Origin of the sequence: Rhodococcus sp. WS3 (assembly GCF_003797085.1) — a bacterium.
GTDB classification, from domain to species: Bacteria; Actinomycetota; Actinomycetes; order Mycobacteriales; family Mycobacteriaceae; genus Rhodococcus_F; species Rhodococcus_F globerula.
Genome location: NZ_RKMA01000001.1, coordinates 974,737 through 995,239, shown reverse-complemented (window position 1 = coordinate 995,239; position 20,503 = coordinate 974,737). Strand labels below are relative to the sequence as shown.

Genomic DNA, 20,503 nt, shown 5'->3' with positions numbered 1-20,503 from the left:
GTTCGTGTCAGCGCTTCCCGCCGGATCCAACTGGATCACGCTCGAAGACGCTGTCATGGCCGCGGAGTCCGGCGCACCGATTCGCGCCGAGGAGCTGCGGGGCGTCGTCCGCTCGGAAAACGCGGCATACGTCATCTACACCTCCGGTACCACCGGGCTGCCCAAGGGCGTTGTCGTCGACAACGCCGGAGTGGCGAATTTCTGTGCCGTACAGGTCGAACGTTACGAGTTGACCGCAGACGCACGGACCCTGCACTTCGCGTCCCCGAGCTTCGACGCGTCGGTGTTGGAACTGCTCATGGCATTTGGCGCCGCATCGACCATGGTGATCGCGCCGACCACCGTCTACGGCGGCGCCGAACTGGCAGAAATCCTGAACTCCGAGGCTGTGACGCACGCCTTCATCACGCCCGCCGCTTTGGCGTCGGTGGACCCGGCCGGCCTCGACGCCCTTCGCGTTGTTGTCGTCGGTGGCGAGGCAAGCCCGCGCGCTCTGGTCGCCAAGTGGGCCGTACCGCTGCCGGACGGCTCCGTACGCGGCTTCTTCAACGCATACGGTCCCACCGAATCCACAGTTGCCAGCAATATCAGTGACACGCTGACCGCATTCGACCGGATGAACATCGGTGGACCGGTTCGCGGAATGTCCGCTCGCATCCTCGACGACCGGATGCAGCCTGTCCCGGTCGGTGTTGCAGGAGAGCTCTACGTGTCGGGCATCCAGGTCGCCAGGGGATACCTGGGTCAGCCCGCTCTGACGGCAAGTCGATTTGTTGCCGACCCGTTCGGCGACGCCGGTGATCGGCTGTACCGCACCGGCGACGTCGTCCGCTGGATCGACGGCTGCGCAGTGGAGTACGTGGGCCGCAGCGACTTCCAGGTGAAGATTCGTGGATTCCGCATCGAGCTGGGCGAGATCGAAGCAGCACTGTCTCGTTGTGAGGGCGTCGCACAGGCTGTTGCAGTAGTCCACACCGACGAAGAATTCGGTGATCGACTTGTCGGTTACGTGGTTCCCGATGCCGGGGCTGCCATTGAACCTGCCGCGGTGATCGATTCCGTCTCGAAATTCCTCACCGGGTACATGGTTCCCGACACAGTCCTGGTGCTCGATTCCATTCCGTTGACCACGGCAGGCAAGACCGACACCAAGGCGCTCCCGGCGCCGGCCTTCGCGGCCAAGGCGTATGTCGCGCCGGTCACCGCAGCTGAATCGATCGTGGCCCAGGTGTTCTCCGAGGTATTGGGTGTTTCGCAAGTCGGCCGTGACGACGACTTCTTCGACCTCGGCGGCAACTCTCTGATTGCAACTCGGGTTGCCGCAAGGCTGGGCGAGGCCCTCGACACCACGGTACCGGTGCGGGCGCTGTTCGAGGCGTCGACCGTGCAAGCCCTTTCTGCTCGGCTCGAAGTCCATGCAGGCTCCGGCGCGGTTGCGCCGCTCGTTCCGCAGACCCGGCCGGAGCGGATCCCGTTGTCGCTTGCGCAGCAACGCATGTGGTTCCTGAACCGTCTCGAACCGGAATCCGCGGTCAACAACATTCCCGTCGCGATTCGTATCGCCGGCGATCTGGACGTGGCGGCGCTGAGCGCCGCTGTGCTCGATGTGATCGATCGGCACGAGGTACTGCGGACCGTCTATCCGGACATCGATGGCGTCGGATATCAGGAGATCCTGCCGATTGCCGACGTTGCACTCGACTTGGTACCCCAGCCGTTGACGGCTGCCGAATTGCCTACTGCCGTGACGACGTCCGCGATGGCGGGTTTCGATGTGAGCGCGGATATTCCGTTGCGGGCAGCGCTGTATCGCGTCGACGAGGCTGATTACGTACTGCTGTTCGTCGTTCACCACATCTCCACCGACGGCTTCTCCATGGGACCTCTCACCCGTGACGTCATGGTCGCTTACGAGGCACGCACTCGCGGCGGCGCTCCGTCGTGGGCACCGCTACCGGTCCAGTACGCGGACTACACGCTGTGGCAGCGCGACGTACTCGGTTCCGAAGACGATCCGCAGTCGACGATGGCACGCCAGATCGAATTCTGGACCGCTACGCTCGCCGATGCTCCGGTACAGCTCGAACTACCCACGGATCGTCCACGACCGCCGCAGGCTTCGGGTCGAGGACATGCGTATACCGTCGACATCGACGCGGCGACTCATCGCGGAATGTCCGAGCTGGGCCGTGCAAACGGCGCATCGTTGTTCATGGTCGTGCACGCGGTATTCGCGTCGCTCTTCGCTCGATTGGCGGCTACGGACGACGTCACGATCGGTACTCCGGTCGCCGGTCGCGGAGACGCCGCGCTCGACGATGTTGTCGGTATGTTCGTCAACACCCTCGTGCTTCGCACCGAGGTCGGTTCCGGCGTTGCATTCGAGGACTTCCTGGCTCAGGTGCGCGGTACCGATCTGGCCGCATTCGCGCATGCGGATGTGCCCTTCGAGCGGTTGGTCGAGGTGCTCGATCCCGAGCGGTCGAGGTCACGTAATCCGTTGTTTCAGGTGATGTTGGCTTTCCAGAACCTGGATCGTGTCGACTTCACGCTGGGCGGGCTCGAGGTCACGACCTTCGAACCGGAGTCGGAGAGCGCAAAATTCGACTTGTCGATTACGGTCACCGAACCGGTCGGCGCGACGATTGGCGATGCCGGGCTGCACGTGCAGTTGGTCTACGCGACTGACCTGTTCGATGAAGCCACGATTGCCGCGACAGCGACACAGTTCGTCACATTGGCACAGGCGCTTGTTGCCGATCCGAGTCTGGTGCCGAGCGATGTCGACATTGTCGACGACGTGGAACGCAGCGTGCTGTCAGATGTGTCGGCCGGGTTGACGGTGCCGACGGACAACAAGACCTTGGTCGATGTACTCGATCGGGGAGTGGCGGGTTCATCGACTGACCTTGCAGTAGTCAGCGGCGATCTCACTCTCACGTACGCCGAATTCGATGCGCGCGTAAACCGTTTGGCGCGTCAACTGATCGATGTCGGCGTCGGCCCCGATTCGCGAGTCGCGCTCGTGATGCGCCGCTCGATCCATCAGGTGATCGGCGTGTACGCGGTACTCCGTGCCGGTGCGGCCTATGTTCCCGTTGATCCCGAGCAGCCGGCCGAACGCAATCAGTACATCGTGGAGTCGGCAGCGCCGGTCTGCGTGCTGACCACGGATTCCGAACGCGGTGACGTCCCCGCAGGGTGGCCGGTACTTGGTATCGACACCCTTGACCTGCAGAGTTACTCGCCGGCGCAGATCCGTGACGACGAGCGCCGTGCCCCGCTGCGCCCGGACAACATGGCATACGTGCTGTTCACGTCCGGATCGACGGGACGTCCGAAGGGCGTCGGAGTCACACACGCGGCCGTTGTCAACCAGTTGTCGTGGATGCAGGCCACTTACGGCCTTACTCCTTCAGACGTGGTGCTGTACAAGACACCCGCAACCTTCGACGCTTCGGTGTGGGAGCTGTTCTGGCCCTTGATGGTCGGTGCTCGAATGGTGATTGCGGAGGCCGGCGGTCACCGTGATCCCGCATACCTGAGCAGTATCATTGCAGGTGAATCAGTGACGGTGGCTCAGTTCGTGCCATCGGTGCTTGCAGCAATGGCCGACGAGTTCGAGACTGCGGCGCCCACTTCCTTGCGTGCGACGTTTGCGGGCGGCGAGCAGTTGAACAGCGCTCTCGCGGCCCGCTTCCGCGCGCTGACCGGTAGTGATGTCCACAACCTGTACGGACCGACCGAAACGACGATCCAGGTCACGAGCCATCGCAGTTCGGATCTCGACGGCGATGTTGTGCCCCTCGGTGGCCCGGCGTGGAACACCGGATTGTGGGTGCTCGACTCCAGAATGCTTCAAGTACCACTCGGTGTTACCGGTGAGTTGTACGTATCCGGCTCTCAGTTGGCCCGGGGATACTTCGGTGACGTCGTTCGGACTGCGGAGCGCTTTGTTGCGCATCCGTTCTCGGAAGCCGGCGAGCGCCTGTACCGGACCGGTGACCTCGTCCGCTGGACGCGCTCGGGTTCACTCGAATTTGTCGGACGTTCCGACTTCCAGGTGAAATTGCGTGGCCAGAGAATCGAACTCGGTGAGATCGAAACACTGCTCGCGGCACAAGACGTTGTGTCCCTGGCTGCGGTCGCGGTCATCGAGGACACGCTGGTCGCGTATGTGGAGCCGGCCAGCGGTGCCGTGATCGATGAGACGGAACTGCACCGGCGCCTCGCCGACTCTTTGCCCGGCTACATGGTTCCGGCAGTCTTCATGGTGCTGGGCGCCCTGCCGCTCAACGCCAACGGCAAGGTGGATCGGCGAGCATTGCCGGTGCCCGCGTTCGAGGCAGCAGTGTTCCGGGCTCCGGTCAGTTCTGTGGAACAGGCTGTGGCGCAGGTATTCTCCGATGTTCTAGGAATCGAACAGGTCGGCCTGGATGACGATTTCTTTGCGCTCGGCGGTAACTCGCTGATCGCGACACGGGTGATGTCTCGTCTGGGGCAGGCGCTCGAAACCAAGATTCCGGTCCGGGTGCTGTTCGACGCGTCGACAGTGGAAGAACTTGCCGCGCGCATCGAAACACACGTCGGTGGCGACGGCACACGAGCATTGACCGCGCAGGTGCGTCCGGCGCAGGTGCCGTTGTCGCTGGCGCAGCGGCGTATGTGGTTCCTCAACCGCTTCGATACCGCGTCAGCCGTCAACAACATTCCCGTTGCGGTGCGTCTCACCGGCAACCTGGATTCAGGTGCGCTTCACTCGGCGATCGCCGATGTCATTGCGCGTCATGAGGTTCTGCGTACGCTGTATCCGGAAACCGACGGTGTCGGCTACCAGGAGATCCTCTCGCCGGAGGATGCCTCGATCGAATTCGAGACCGTACGCATTGCCGAGGGCGAGCTTCAAGCGGAGCTCTATGCATTCTTCGTCGAGGGATTCGACGTCACTGTCGAGGTTCCGTTGCGGGCCAGGCTCTTCCAGCTCGCCGACAACGAATTCGTGTTGTCCTTCGTGGTGCATCACATCTCCACCGACGGTTTCTCGATGGGCCCGTTGACCCGCGATGTGATGACCGCGTACTACGCGCGCTCACAGGGACAGACCCCGACGTGGGCTCCGCTGCCGGTGCAGTACGCCGACTACGCGTTGTGGCAGCGCGAGGTCCTCGGCTCCGAAGGCGAGCCGACGTCCGTCATCGCGCAGCAGATCAACTATTGGTCCGACGCCCTGGCTGATCTGCCCGAGCAATTGGACCTGCCGAGTGATCGCACCCGCCCCGAGATCGCAACGGGACAAGGAGCGAACCACACCTTTGTGATCGACCCGCAGTTGTGGGCCGATGTGGAAGCAACAGGTCAGACGGCGGGCGCAACCCCGTTCATGGTCGTCCACTCTGCGCTTGCCGTGCTGTTGGCACGCTTGTCCGCGACAACCGACATCGCAATCGGCGCTCCTGTCGCCGGTCGCGGTGAAGCGCAGCTCGACGATCTGATCGGCATGTTCGTCAACACTTTGGTGCTGCGCACCGAGGTTGATCCGTCGATGTCGTTCACGGATCTCCTGGCTTCTGCGCGTGAAGTGGATCTGCAGGCGTTTGCCCACGCTGACGTTCCGTTCGAGCGGATCGTCGAAGCACTCGATCCGGTGCGCTCGCAGGCACACCACCCGCTGTTCCAGGTGGCATTGACCTTCCAGAACCTTGGCCAGAGTGCTCTCGAACTGCCCGGACTCACCGCCGCTGCTGTGGAATTCGACGCAGCACTGGCCAAGTTCGACTTGCAGTTCACTGTTGAAGACGCTGCTGACGCCGGTATGTCCGGCACCCTGACTTACGCGACGGACCTGTTCGACGCGTCGACAGCGGCCGAGTTCGCTGATCGATTCGTGTCCGTCCTCCGTGGCGTTGTCGCGGACCCGACTGCCGCCGTGGGCGACGTGGATGTTCTGACTTCAGGTGAGTTGGATCGTGTTCTGGCGTGGAGTGACACGGGTATCGACAGCGGTGTGGAGTCGACGTTGCCGGCGTGGTTCGATCGTGCCGCTGCGGAGTTCGGTGATCGGATCGCGGTGCGGTTCGGTGACGAGTCGTTGACGTATGCGGAGTTGTCGGTTCGGTCGAATCGGTTGGCGCGCAGGTTGATTGCGTTGGGCTGTGGTCCGGAGACGTTGGTGGCGGTGGCGTTGCCGCGGTCGGCTGATCTTGTGGTGGCGTTGTTGGCGGTAGTGCAGTCCGGTGCCGGGTATCTGCCGGTGGATCCGTCGTACCCGAGCGACCGTATCGAGTTCATGCTCGCCGATGCTGCTCCGGTGTGCGCGATTTCGTGGTCCGAGCGTGAGTTGGTGTTGCCTGCTGGTCTGCCGGTGGTCGATATCGACGCGGTGGATCTGACCGAGTTCGATGGTTCGGTGGTGACGGATGCTGATCGTGTGTCGCCGTTGCGTACCTCGAATGTTGCGTATGTGATTTACACGTCGGGTTCGACGGGTCGCCCGAAGGGTGTGCAGGTTCCGCACATCACGGTGGCGAAGTTGTTTGCGAATACCGAGAGTGTGTACGGGTTCGACGAGTCGGATGTGTGGACGATGTTCCACAGTTATGCGTTCGACTTCTCGGTGTGGGAGTTGTGGGGTCCGTTGCTCTACGGCGGCACGTTGGTGGTTGTGGATTATGTGACGTCGCGGTCGCCGGAGCAGTTCCTGGAGTTGCTTGCTGCTGAGCGGGTGACGGTGCTCAATCAGACGCCGTCGGCGTTCTATCAGTTAGCCGAGGCTGACCGGTTGGCGTCGGAATCCGGACAGGCCGCCGAGTTGTCGTTGCGGTGGGTTGTTTTCGGTGGCGAGGCGCTCGAGCTTCGACGCTTGTCGGACTGGTACGGCCGCCGCGGTGACAGCGCGCCGACGTTGGTGAACATGTACGGCATCACGGAGACGACGGTGCATGTGAGCCATCGTGTGCTGGACGCTGCGATGGCGGCGGATGCGTCGGCGAGTGTGGTGGGTCAGGCTATTTCGGGTCTGCAGGTGTTTGTGCTGGATACGCGTTTGGCTCCGGTGCCCGTCGGTGTTGCGGGTGAGATGTATGTCTCGGGTGTGCAGTTGGCTCGCGGTTATCTGGGTCAGCAGGGGTTGACGTCGACTCGGTTTGTGGCGAGTCCTTTTGCTGCTGGTGAGGTGTTGTACCGCACGGGTGACGTGGCTTCGTGGAACAGCGCTGGTGATCTGGAGTATCTGGGTCGCGCTGATGATCAGGTGAAGATCCGTGGTTTCCGGATCGAGATCGGTGAGATCGAGTCTGCGGTGTTGGCGGCTGTGTCGGTGGCGCAGACGGCGGTGGTTGTTCGTGAGGATTCTCCGGGTGATCAGCGGTTGGTGGCGTATGTGGTTCCGGCTGCGGGTGTGAGCGTTTCGGTCGACGATCTTCGGGTGTCGGTGGGTTCGTTGTTGCCGGAGTACATGGTGCCGTCGGCGTTTGTGGTGTTGGATGCGATTCCGTTGACGGTGAACGGGAAGTTGGATCGTCGGGCGTTGCCGGCTCCGTCGTTGCAGGTTGCGGTGTTCCGGGCTCCGACGTCGGTGGTGGAAGAGGTTGTGGCGCAGACGTTCGCGGACGTTCTGGGTGTGGATCGTGTCGGTTTGGACGACGATTTCTTTGCACTCGGTGGTAACTCTCTGATTGCGACGCAGGTGACGTCTCGGCTAGGTCAGGCTCTTGATGCTGCGGTGTCGGTGCGGGAGTTGTTCGAGGCGTCGACGGTGGAGGGATTGGCTGCTCGCCTCGGTTCTCATGTCGGTGGTGGTTCGCGTGCGGCGTTGACTGCGCAGGATCGTCCGGCGCAGGTGCCGTTGTCGTTTGCGCAGCAGCGCATGTGGTTCCTCAACCAATTGGACCGCGAGTCGGCAGCCAACAACATTCCGATGGCGATCACGCTCACCGGCGAGTTGGACCAGGCGGCGTTGTACGACGCTGTCATGGACCTCTTGAAGCGTCACGAGGTTCTGCGCACGGTCTACCCCGAGGTCGACGGAATCGGCTACCAACGGATCCTGCCCGCGGCGGCAGTTCCGGTGAATCTGGCTCCCGTTCAACTCGAAGCATCCGACATCGTCGCGGCGGTGACGGAGTTCGTCTCATCAGGTTTTGACGTCACGGCTGAGGTTCCATTGCGGGCCAAGCTCTTCCAGCTTGCCGAGGACTCGTTTGTACTGGCGATAGTGATTCACCACATCTCCACCGACGGTTTCTCGATGGGCCCGTTGATCCGCGACGTGATGACCGCGTACTACGCCCGCTCACAGGGTCAGACCCCGACGTGGGCGCCGTTGCCGGTGCAGTATGCCGACTACGCGTTGTGGCAGCGTGGTGTTCTCGGTTCCGAGAGTGACGCGGAATCCGTACTCGCAGAGCAGATCGGCTACTGGGCTAAGGCTCTCGACGGAGTTCCAGACCAGATCACCTTGCCCAGTGACCGCGCGCGTCCAGCCGTGTTCACCGGCCGGGGAGCCACCTACAGCTTCCCGATTTCCGCGGATGTTCACCGCGGACTGGCCGCTGTGGGTCGCGAGCACCAGGCATCGCTGTTCATGGTGATGCACTCGGCGTTGGCAACACTTCTTGCCCGGTTGTCCGGCACCACCGACATCGCAGTCGGTACCCCGGTGGCCGGTCGCGGCGAAGCCGAACTCGACGATCTGATCGGCATGTTCGTCAACACGCTCGTGCTGCGTACCGAGGTCGATCCGGGGATGCGTTTCCTCGATCTGCTTACGTCGGCGCGTGAGAGTGATCTCGCGGCTTTCGCTCACGCAGACGTGCCGTTCGAGCGACTGGTCGAGGTTCTCGATCCGGTGCGTTCGCAAGCGCACAACCCGTTGTTCCAGGTTGCCTTGGCATTCCAGAACCTGGGGCAGAATCACCTGACGCTGCCAGGACTCGATATCACCGAATTCGATATCGCGGAAACCGTAGCGAAGTTCGACCTTCAGTTGACCCTGGTGGAAGCTGCCGATGGTCACGGAATGACTGCGACCTTCACGTATGCGACGGATCTCTTCGGCGAGGGGACAGTTGTCTCCTTCGCCGAGAGGTTGACTCGAATTCTCGAAGCCGTCGCCGTGGATGCGACGCAGGCCGTCGGCGACATCAACATCCTCGAAGCGCCTGAGCGCATCGAATTGACCGGTCGCCGAGCGTCCTCGGGCATCGAGCCGAAGCCGTTGGCCGACATCCTGGCCGAGACCGCGTTGCAGTATCCCTCCAACGAAGCTCTCCGCTACCAGGATCGGTCGATGACCTACGCCGAGGTCGACGAGTGGTCGTCGCGCCTCGCCCGCGTCCTGATCGCTCGCAGTCTGGGCGCCGAAGACCTGGTCGCAGTGTCGATTCCGCGTTCCATCGAATCGGTCCTGCTGGTGTGGGCGGTATCCAAGACAGGTGCCGCGGTTGTTCCCATCGATCCGCACTACCCGGCCGACCGCATCGCGCATATGGTCTCCGACTCGGGCGTCTCGGTCGGTCTGACTCTCGAAGCTGAACTCGCAGGGCTTACCGACACCGTGGAGTGGCTCGCGATCGACAGTGCTGCTTGCGCGGAACTGATGGCAGCGCAGGATAGTTCACCGATTCGCGAAGGCGAACGTGTGCGCCCCGTCCTTCCGGCGCATCCGGCCTGGGTGATCTACACGTCGGGCACAACAGGCTTGCCCAAGGGTGTTGTTGCTACGGGAGCAGGCCTCGCGAGCTTCAGTGCAACGCAGGCACAGCACTACCTGGTGACGCCGAACTCCCGCACGCTGCACTTCGCGTCGCCGAGTTTCGACGCGTCGATGCTCGAACTGTTCCTGGCTGTCGCGACAGGCGCTGCCATGGTGATCGTCCCGACGTCGATCTTCGGCGGCGACGAATTGACTGCGCTGTTCAAGTCCGAACGCGTCACACACGCCTTCATCACGCCCGCGGCGTTGGCTTCCATGGATCCGTCGGGCCTGAACGATCTCGAGGTGGTTGGTGTCGGCGGCGAGGCGTACTCGCCGGAGTTGATGGCCAAGTGGGCGGATCAGCCGAACCGTCGACGCACATTCCTCAATGTCTACGGCCCCACCGAGACCACTATCGTCACCAATGTCAGTGTGCCGCTGATGCCGGGCGACCGGATGACCATCGGCGGAACCATCGGCGACATGGCCGCGTTTGTTCTCGACACGCGTCTGCAGCCCGTTCCGGTTGGTGTTGCCGGTGAGCTGTACCTGTCGGGCCCTCAGGTCACCCGCGGCTATCATCGCCGGCCGGGATTGAGTGCGGATCGGTTTGTTGCCAACCCGCACGGCCTGCCTGGTGAGCGCATGTACCGCACCGGTGACGTTGTGCGTTGGACTGACCAATATCAGGTTGAGTATGTGGGCCGCAACGACTTCCAGGTGAAGATCCGTGGCTTCCGTATCGAGCTCGGTGAGATCGACGCGGCACTGACGGCACATTCGGACGTCGAGTTCGCTGCGACGATGGGCACCACGCTGGCGTCCGGTGCTCCGGCACTGGTGTCGTACGTGTTTGTCGGCAAGGAATCTGCTGTCAGCTCGGCGGATCTGAGTGAGTTCGTCTCACGCACCCTGCCGGCGCACATGGTGCCTGCGTCGATCATGGTTCTGACCGACATGCCGCTGACCCCGGCCGGCAAGCTGGACCGAAAGGCTCTGCCGGAGCCGGTATTCGAGGTCAAGGAGTTCCGCGCTCCCACCACCGAGATGGAACGCATCCTCAGCGAGGTCTTTGCCGACGTTCTCGGCCTCGACCAGATCGGTACCGACGACTCGTTCTTCGCTCAGGGCGGAGACTCGATCATGTCGATCCAACTGGTATCCCGGGCCAAGGCCCGCGGTGTTCTCTTCACACCCAAGGACGTCTTCGAGAACAAGACGGTGGCAGAGTTGGCCGAGGTTGCCGTCTTCGGCTCCGACGCCGACGCGATCACTGTTCTCGCCGAGATCGAAGGCGGCGGCATCGGTTGGATGCCGCTCACTCCGATCAAGCGCTTCATGTTCGAACGGCCCGGCAGCTACCAGCGGTTCAACCAGCTGTTGACGTTGGAATTGCCGCTGGGAATCGACCGGACCGGTGTTGTCGAAACGGTGACTGCGGTCATCGATCACCACGACATGTTCCGTTCGCGTCTGGTCGATGATCAGCGTGGTCCGGGCATGGCTGTGTCCGCGCCCGGAACCGTCGACGTGGATGGTTTGGTGCGCCGGGTGCAGGTGGACCCCGCGATTGCGGATACAGAGCTGACGGCCATCGCGTCGGGCGCTCTCGACGACGCTCTCGGCCGGTTGGATCCGGCCGCTGGTGTCATGGCTCAGTTCGTGTGGATCGACTTCGGTGACACGCGTACCAGCCGATTGATCGTGGCTGCGCATCACCTGATCGTCGACGGCGTCTCCTGGCGAATTATCGTGCCGGACTTGATTTCCGCGTGGGCCCAGCGCAGTGGCGGAAGTGTGCCCGTGCTCGAACCGACGGGCACGTCCATGCGTACCTGGGCGCACTCGCTGGCTGCGGAATCACGATCCGACAAGCGACTGGCAGAACTGCCACGGTGGCGTAAGACGCTGTCGACTCCGGACCCCATTCTCGGTTCGCGTGCGTTCGACCCCTCCGTCGACGTTGCGGCAACAGTCGAGCGTGTGCGCGTCGAGGTGCCCACAGACGTCACCGAGACGCTGCTGACCACCCTGCCCGAGATGTTCCGCGGCGGAGCCAACGACGGTTTGCTGGCCGGACTAGCTTTGGCACTGGTGCGCTGGCGGCGTGACCGGGGCATCGACACCGAAGCGGCACTGCTCCAGCTCGAGGGCCACGGCCGCGAAGAGGGCGTCGTCCCGGGTGCCGATCTCTCGCGCACCGTCGGCTGGTTCACGGCGGCCTTCCCCGTCGCCCTCGACCTTGCCGGTATCGACATCGACGACGCCTTCGACGCCGGAGTTGCTGCGGGAGCGGCGATCAAGGCAGTCAAGGAGCAGTTGCTCGCCGCTCCCGACAAGGGTGTCGGCTACGGACTGCTGCGGTACGTCAACGACGACACCCGCACCGAGCTGTCGAAGCTGAGCAGCGGGCAGGTCAGCTTCAACTACCTGGGTCGCATTGTGGCGGAGGATATTCCGGCTGCAGCGCAAGGCCTCGGATGGATTCCGGCACGCGACTTCTCCGATGTCGCTGCGCCGGAAGACCCGGACATGCCGGCCAACAAGGTTGTCGACATCAATGCCATCGTCAACGACGGCCCTGACGGCGCGGTGCTCGAAGCATCGTTTGCCTTCCCGAACGGATTGCTGAGCGCCACCGAGGTGCAAGCCCTGGCCGACCTGTGGGTCGGAGCACTCACAGCGCTGGCGCAGCACGCACAGGCCGTCGGCGCAGGCGGACTCACGCCGTCGGACGTGCCGCTGGTAACGCTGACCCAGCAGGATCTCGACGGGTTCGAGCAGCGTTTCCCGGCGGTGCAGGACGTCTGGCCGCTGGCTCCGCTGCAGTCGGGTTTGCTGTTCCACGCTGTCATGGCCGAGTCGACCGTCGACCTGTACTCCGTGCAGATGGTTCTCTCGCTGTCCGGCCGCGTCGACGCGGATCGCCTCCACGCCGCAGCTCAGGCCATCATCGATCGTCATCCGAACCTGCGCACCGCATTTGTGGTCGATGGAACGGGGACGCCGGTCCAGGTAGTTCTCGGTGACATCGACGTGCCGTGGCGCGAACTGGATCTCACCACAATCGCTGACAGCGAAGAACGACGCCGCGAGTTGGATCGGATTCTTGCCGAGGACCAGGCCACGCACTTCGACATGTCGAACCCGCCGTTGATCAAGTTCACGCTGATCAAGATCGCGGCGAGCGAATACCGCCTTGTTGTGGCAAACCACCACATCATCCTCGACGGCTGGTCCATGCCGCTGCTGCTCCAGACGCTCCTCGGCCACTACGCGATGCGTGGGAACATTCCCGCTCAGACGCGGTCACTGAGCTACCGGAACTACCTTGCGTGGCTGGTCCAGCAGGATCGCAGTGTGTCCATGGATGCCTGGGCGAAAGCGCTGGGCGGCGTCGAAGAGCCGACGTTGTTGGCTCCCACCGTTGCCGGTCAGGAATTCAGTGCGCTGTCGCAGAAGTTGCAGATCTCGCTCAGCGAATCGGTGACCGCGACACTGACCGGTTTGGCATCGAGGACCGGCGTTACCGCCAACACGATCGTCCAGGCTGCCTGGGCAATTCTGCTGGGACGCATGACCGGTCGCCAGGACATCGTCTTCGGTGCCACGGTCTCCGGCCGTCCGCCACAACTCGACAGCGTCGAGAAGATGGTGGGCCTGTTCATCAACACGCTGCCCGTGCGTGTCCAACTGGATCTGGCCGAGTCGGTCGAGGCATTGCTCTCACGGGTTCAGATCGAACAGGCGGGATTGCTCGATCACCATTACCTCGGCCTGACCGACGTGCAGAGCGCCGCGGGCGTCGGCGGACTCTTCGACACTCTGGTGATCTTCGAGTCCTACCCGGTCGACCGAGACGGTCTTGCAGCGCAAGCAGAGTTCTTGGACGGCATGGTGATCGATGATGTCGCCTCCGACGATTCCACGAACTACCCGCTCACACTGCTGATCGGTCTCGACGACCAACTGCACTTGACGCTTCGTTACCTACCCGACTTCTTCGACGAGTCGTACGCGCAGGCCCTGCTGGGTCGCCTCGAGACTCTGCTGACAGAAATCGGTGAAACTCCGTCTACTGCAGTCGGTGACATCGAGATCATGACCGCGCCTGAGCGTGCTTTGGTGCTCGAAACCTGGAACGACACCTCTCATCCGGTTGTGGGTGGGTTGTTGTTGGATGGTTTTGATTCTGTGGTGGGGGTTTCTTCGGGTTCGCGTGCGGTGGTGTGTGGGGATGAGGTGCTCTCGTATGGGGAGTTCGATGAGAGGGTCAATAGGCTTGCGCGTTATTTGATTGGTTTGGGTGTTGGGCCGGAGTCGTTGGTGGGGTTGGCTGTTCGGCGGTCGGTTGATTTGTTGGTTGGGTTGTATGCGATTGTGCGTGCGGGTGGGGCGTGGGTGCCGTTGGATCCTGATGCTCCGTCCTCGCGTAATGAGTATGTGTTGGATTCGGCTGATCCGGTGTGTGTGGTGTCGACGGAGCGTGATGGTTTCACGGCGTCGGGTCGTCGGGTTGTGTGTGTCGATGTTGTTGATGTGTCTGGTTTTTCGGGTGCGCGAGTGTTGGATGTGGATCGGCGCTCGCCGTTGCGGGCGTCGAATACGGCGTATGTGATTTTCACGTCGGGTTCGACGGGTCGGCCGAAGGGTGTGGCGGTCTCGCATGCGGCGATTGTGAATCAGCTCGAGTTCATGCAGGGTGAGTATGTTTTGTCGGCTGCTGATGTGTATTTGCAGAAGACGGCGACGACGTTCGATGTGTCGTTGTGGGGTTTTTTCATGCCGTTGCGGGTGGGTGCGGTGTTGGTGTTGGCGTCGGCTGATGGTCATCGGGATCCGGGGTATTTGGCGTCGGTGATTGACGAGCAGGGTGTGTCGGTGACGGATTTTGTGCCGACGATGTTGTCGACGTTTTCGTCGTTGGTGGATCCGGGGTTGTTGGGTTCGTTGCGTGATGTGTTGGTCATTGGTGAGGCGTTGCCGGTGGAGGCGGTGCGTGAGTTCGGGTTGGTGTCGTCGGCGCGGTTGCATAATTTGTATGGTCCGACTGAGGCTGCGGTGTCGTTTACGTTTGCGGATGTGACGGCTGCTGGGTCGGGGTCGGTGGTGTCGATTGGTGTGCCGGAGTGGAATTGCCGGGTGTTTGTGTTGGATTCGCGCCTTCGGCCGGTTGCGGTGGGTGTTGCGGGTGAGTTGTATTTGTCGGGTGTGCAGTTGGCTCGGGGGTATGTGGGTCGTCCGGATTTGAGTGCGGATCGGTTTGTTGCGTCGCCGTTCGGTGTGGGTGGGGAGCGGATGTATCGGACGGGTGACCTTGTGAGGTGGTCGTCTGAGGGGGATCTGGAGTACATCGGTCGTACTGATTTTCAGGTGAAGTTCCGGGGTCAGCGGATCGAGTTGGGGGAGATCGAGGCGGCGTTGGTGTCGCATGGGTCGGTGTTGTCGGCTGCGGTGGTGGTGCGTGGGTCGGTGATGGGTGATCAGTTGGTGGGGTATGTGGTGCCGGCGGTGGGGTCGGTTGTGGATGTGAGTGTGTTGCGGGGGTTTGTGGGGGAGCGGGTTCCGGGTTATATGGTTCCGGCTGCTGTGGTGGTGTTGGATGCGTTTCCGCTTAATTCGTCGGGGAAGTTGGATCGGGCGTTGTTGCCGGAGCCGGTGTTCGAGGCTCGGGTGTTTCGGGCTCCGGTGTCTTCGGTGGAGTTGGTGGTGGCGTCGGCGTTTGTGGGTGTGTTGGGTGTTGATCGGGTGGGGTTGGATGATGATTTCTTCGAGTTGGGTGGCAACTCCCTCATCGCGACTCGGGTTGTCATGCGCATCGCCGAAGAACTCGAGACGGCCGTACCGGTTCGCCTTCTGTTCGAAGCGTCCACCGTTCAGGAACTCGCCGCACGTCTCGAATCGCACGTCGGTGAACGAAGCCGCCTTGCGCTGACAGCTCAGGATCGACCGGCAGAGATTCCGCTTTCTCTTGCGCAGCAACGTATGTGGTTCCTCAACCGGTTCGACGGCTCCGCCGGTGCCTACAACATGCCGTTTGCTCTGCGACTGAGCGGTGAACTCGATCTGGGCGCGATGCGTGCGGCGATCGGCGACGTAGTCGGCCGTCACGAAACCCTGCGCACTGTGTATCCGGAAACCGATTCGGGACCGGTCCAGGTCATCGAACCGGTAGGACATACACCGGTGGAATTGGACGTCGAAAGCGTCACGGAAGCCGAGATTGTCGGCAAGCTGGTCGAATTGGCGTCGACGAGGTTCGACGTGACGGCCGAAATCCCGCTGCGGATTCGGTTGTTCCAGGTAGCCGAGAACGAGTACGTTCTCGCCGTCGTGGTGCACCACATCGCCGCGGACGGCTCCTCGACTACTCCGTTCGCCCGCGACCTCGTCATGGCCTACGCGGCACGGGCGCAGGGAACGGCGCCGGGTTGGGCTCCGCTGGACGTGCAGTACGCCGATTACAGCCTGTGGCAGCGCGAGGTGCTGGGCAGCGAGGACGACCCGGAATCCGTGTCGTCCGAGCAGATCGCCTACTGGAGCCAGGCTTTGGCCGGGCTGCCGGACCAGCTGGACCTGCCGACGGACCGTCTGCGTCCCGCCGCGCAGTCGTACCGCGGTGGCTACCTTCAGTTCGAGATCGACGCAGCAGTGCATCAGGGTCTGTCGGCGCTGGCCCGTGAGCACGGAACCACCTTGTTCATGGTCACGCATGCAGCGTTTGCGGTCCTGCTGGCGCGCTTGTCCGGTACTGACGACATCGCCGTGGGCACCCCGATCGCGGGCCGCGGCGAGCGTGCGCTCGACGATCTGATCGGCATGTTCGTCAATACCCTGGTATTCCGGACACACGTCGACGGCGCAGACAGCTTCACGGAACTGCTTGCCCGCGTACGCGAGAACGATCTGCAGGCATTCGCGCATGCCGACGTTCCGTTCGAGCGACTGGTCGAGGTTCTCAACCCCGCGCGTTCGACTGCTCGTCACCCGCTCTACCAGGTGGGATTCCTCTTCCAGAACATGGAACAGGCAAGCCTGGAACTGCCTGGTCTCGCGGTGAAGGGCCTGGAGATCGACAACGGTGTTGCCCAGTTCGATCTGCAGTTGATCGTCGGTGACAACTACGACGAGCGTGGTGTTGCCTCGGGCATCTCGGCCGTATTCAGCTACGCGCACGACCTTTTCGACGAGTCGACAGTCCAGTCCTTTGCTGATCGGTTCAACACCGTTCTGGCTGCGGTTGTTGCCGATCCGTCGATCGTGGTCGGCGACATCGACGTGCTCGATCCGCATGAGTCGAATCAGGTTCTGCAGGAATGGAATGCAACGGAGCATGTACTCGACTCCGACGCGACACTGGTCGACCTGTTCGATCAGCAGGTTGCCGCGCACGGTGATTCCGTCGCGTTGGTCCACGGACTCGAATCGCTGACGTATGCGGAGTTCGACGACAAGGTCAACCGGCTCGCCCGTCACCTGATCGGAATGGGAGTCGGTCCGGAGTCGTTGGTGGCGTTGGGAATGCGACGCTCCATCGACCTGGTGATCGGCATGTACGCCGTTGCCAAGGCAGGCGGCGGTTACGTTCCGATCGATCCGGATCATCCGGCCGATCGCACCGGGTACGTCCTCGAGATGGCCGCGCCGGTGTGCGTGCTCAGCACCGAAAACGACGCGCCGTCGCTCGTGGGGATCGACAACGTTCTGGTCATCGACACCCTCGATCTGTCGGGCGTCTCCGGAGCGCCTGTACACGGCGACGAGCGGATCGCACCGCTTCGTTCGGCGAATACCGCGTACGTGATCTTCACGTCGGGATCGACCGGCAAGCCGAAGGGTGTGGCGCTGTCCCACGCCGCTATCGTCAATCAGCTTCTGTGGAAACGTGATCGCTACGGTCTCGACCAGACCGACGCAATGTTGCTCAAGACCGCAGCAACATTCGACCTCTCGGTCTGGGAGTTCTGGTCCGCGTTGACATCCGGGTCCCGCCTGGTCATCGCCGACCCGGACGGCCACAAGGACGCCGAGTACATGCTGGCGCTCATTGCCCAGGAGAAGGTGACGACGCTGCACGCGGTGCCGTCCATGCTCTCGATGCTGACGGCCGCGGCAGACGGCACTCTTCCGCAGTCGCTCGAGCGTGTCCTTGCCATCGGTGAGGCCTTGCCCGCGGCAACGGCGGCAGAGTTCCGCAAGGTGTCCGATGCGGCACTGGTCAATCTGTACGGTCCGACCGAGGCTGCGGTGTCAGTGACGGCGCACGATGTGGACGAGAGCGACACCTCGTCGGTCTCGATCGGTGCCCCGGAATGGAATACGCAGGTCTACGTGCTCGACGAGCGACTGCATCCCGTCCCGGTCGGAGTCACCGGTGAGCTGTACCTGGCCGGAACCCAGTTGGCTCGCGGTTATCACGGCCGCGCCGACCTGACGTCGGAACGCTTTGTCGCCAACACCTTCGGAGAACCGGGCTCACGTCTGTACCGCACCGGCGACCTCGTTGTCTGGCGCAGTGGCGGTGAACTCGAGTACGTCGATCGTGCCGACTTCCAGGTGAAGATCCGTGGCTACCGCATCGAACTCGGTGAGATCGAAGCTGTTATCAGAGCTGCTGAGTCCGTGGACGCCGCGGTTGTCGTCGCGAAAACCGATCCGCGACTGGGGGATCGACTGGTCGGTTACCTCGTTCCGCAGGCCGGGGCCACCGTCGACGTCGACAGCGTGAAGGCGGAACTCGTCCGCGAGTTGCCGAGTTACATGGTGCCGTCGGCGTTGATGGTGCTGAGCGAATTGCCGCTCAACATCAACGGCAAGATCGATCGAAAGGCGCTGCCGGAACCCGAATTCGAGGCAACGGAATTCCGTGCCCCGAGCAACCCGGTCGAGGAGATCGTGGCGTCGGTGTTTGCCGAAGTCCTTGGCGTTCCACGAGTCGGGTTGGACGACGACTTCTTCGATCTCGGCGGAAACTCGCTGATCGCCACACAGGTCGTGGCCAGGTTGGGTCAGGCACTTGATGCCCAGATTCCGGTGCGGATCATCTTCGAAGCGTCGACTGTCGGACTGCTGGCGTCGCGGGTGCTCGAACATGCCGGTTCCGGTTCGCGGGCACAGTTGGTGGCGCAGGAACGGCCGTCGCAGATTCCGTTGTCGCTCGCTCAGCAGCGGATGTGGGTTCTCAACCAGATCGACCGCAGGTCTGCCGCGTACAACATCCCGGTCGCGATCCGGATGTCCGGCGATCTCGACGTCGCAGCATTGCAGTCGGCCGTCTCCGACCTTGTTGCTCGCCACGAGATCCTGCGGACGTTCTATCCCGATCTCGGGGACGGCCCGACGCAGTCGATTCAGTCGAAGTCGGCAGCCGTTGTCGACATGGCCGTGCTGTATGTCGGCGAAGACACGATTGGGGCCGAGGTCGCGAAGGTCGTCGGTCAGGGCTTCGACGTCACTGCCGGTGTTCCGCTGCGCGTTCGCCTGTTCCAGATCACGCCCACCGAGCATGTCCTGATCGTGGTGGTCCACCACATCAGCGGCGACGCATTCTCGATGGCTCCGATGATCAGGGACACGATGATCGCGTACACGGCGCGTACCGGGGGAGCGGCACCCGAATGGGCTCCGCTCGAAGTCCAGTACGCGGATTACACGTTGTGGCAGCGCGACGTTCTGGGTTCCGAGGACGATCCGGACAGTGAACTGTCGACGCAGCTTGCCTACTGGACGCAGGAACTTGCCGGCGTTCCCGAACTTCTGGAACTGCCGACGGACCGTCCTCGTCCGCCGACGCAGTCGATGAAGGGCGCGGACTTCCTGTTCACGCTCGGCGCGGACTCCACGCGTCGAATCGCGGAAATCGCGCGCGAGCAGAACTCGACAGTGTTCATGGTCGTGCACGCCGCGTTCTCGGTGCTGCTGTCCAAGCTCAGTGGCTCGAACGACATCGCGATCGGTACACCGGTGGCGGGCCGCGGCGAGCGAGTCCTCGACGACCTGGTCGGTATGTTCGTCAACACGCTGGTGTTGCGCACGCAGGTGAAACCGGCAACCACGTTTGTCGACCTGCTGCAGCAGGTGAAGGAGAAGGACCTCGCGGCGTTCGGAAACGCAGACGTGCCCTTCGAGCGTCTGGTCGAGCAGGTCGGCCGTGAGCGCTCACAGGCATACTCACCGCTGTTCCAGGTGATGCTCACGTTCCAGAACATGGCACTTGGCACGTTTGCGCTGCCAGGGCTCGAACTGTCGGCGGTGGATGACGGATTCGACTCGGCGATGTTCGACCTGCAGCTCACCGGTATCGAGGAGTTCGACGAGCGCGGAGCGCTGTCCGATATCCGGATGCGGTTCACCTACGCAACCGATCTGTACGACGCCGCAACCATGGAACTGTTCGCGGCCAGGTTGCGGGCCGTGGTCGACGCCGTTGCCGCAGATCCGACGGTGGTTCTGCGGACAATCGACATCGTGACGGACTTCGAACGCGCGCTGATCGAGGCAGCCGAGCCGAAGACTGCCGCGGACCTTCCGGACCTCGCAGCAGCGGCCGCCGCAGCAGATCCGACGGCGGTTGCCTTCACACACGGCGACACCGTGGTGACCTTCACACAGCTGGCCGAGAAGTTGGCGCTGATGAGAGCGACGATGGGTGCCGCGCTGGGTGCGGATGCCTTGATCTCCGTGTCTCTGACCGGCCTGGTTCCGGGAATTCTCCCGGCGCTCGGTGCTGACGGAATTGCCTCGTTGGTGAGCTCGTTGATTGCGGATGCGCAGGCGAGCGCGGAAAAGGGTGACCGTATCGACGGGTAA

General features: G+C 62.7%; 1 protein-coding gene (cut by a window edge). It reads left to right on the top strand.

Features of this window, described 5'->3' with window-relative positions; translation table 11 throughout:
* Positions 1-20,503: the 3' portion of a non-ribosomal peptide synthase/polyketide synthase gene (locus EEB13_RS04440; RefSeq protein WP_141484690.1), read on the top strand. The gene continues 8,102 nt to the left of window position 1, outside the view; the window shows 20,503 of its 28,605 coding nt (coding positions 8,103-28,605); the start codon falls outside the window, past its left edge; its stop codon occupies positions 20,501-20,503.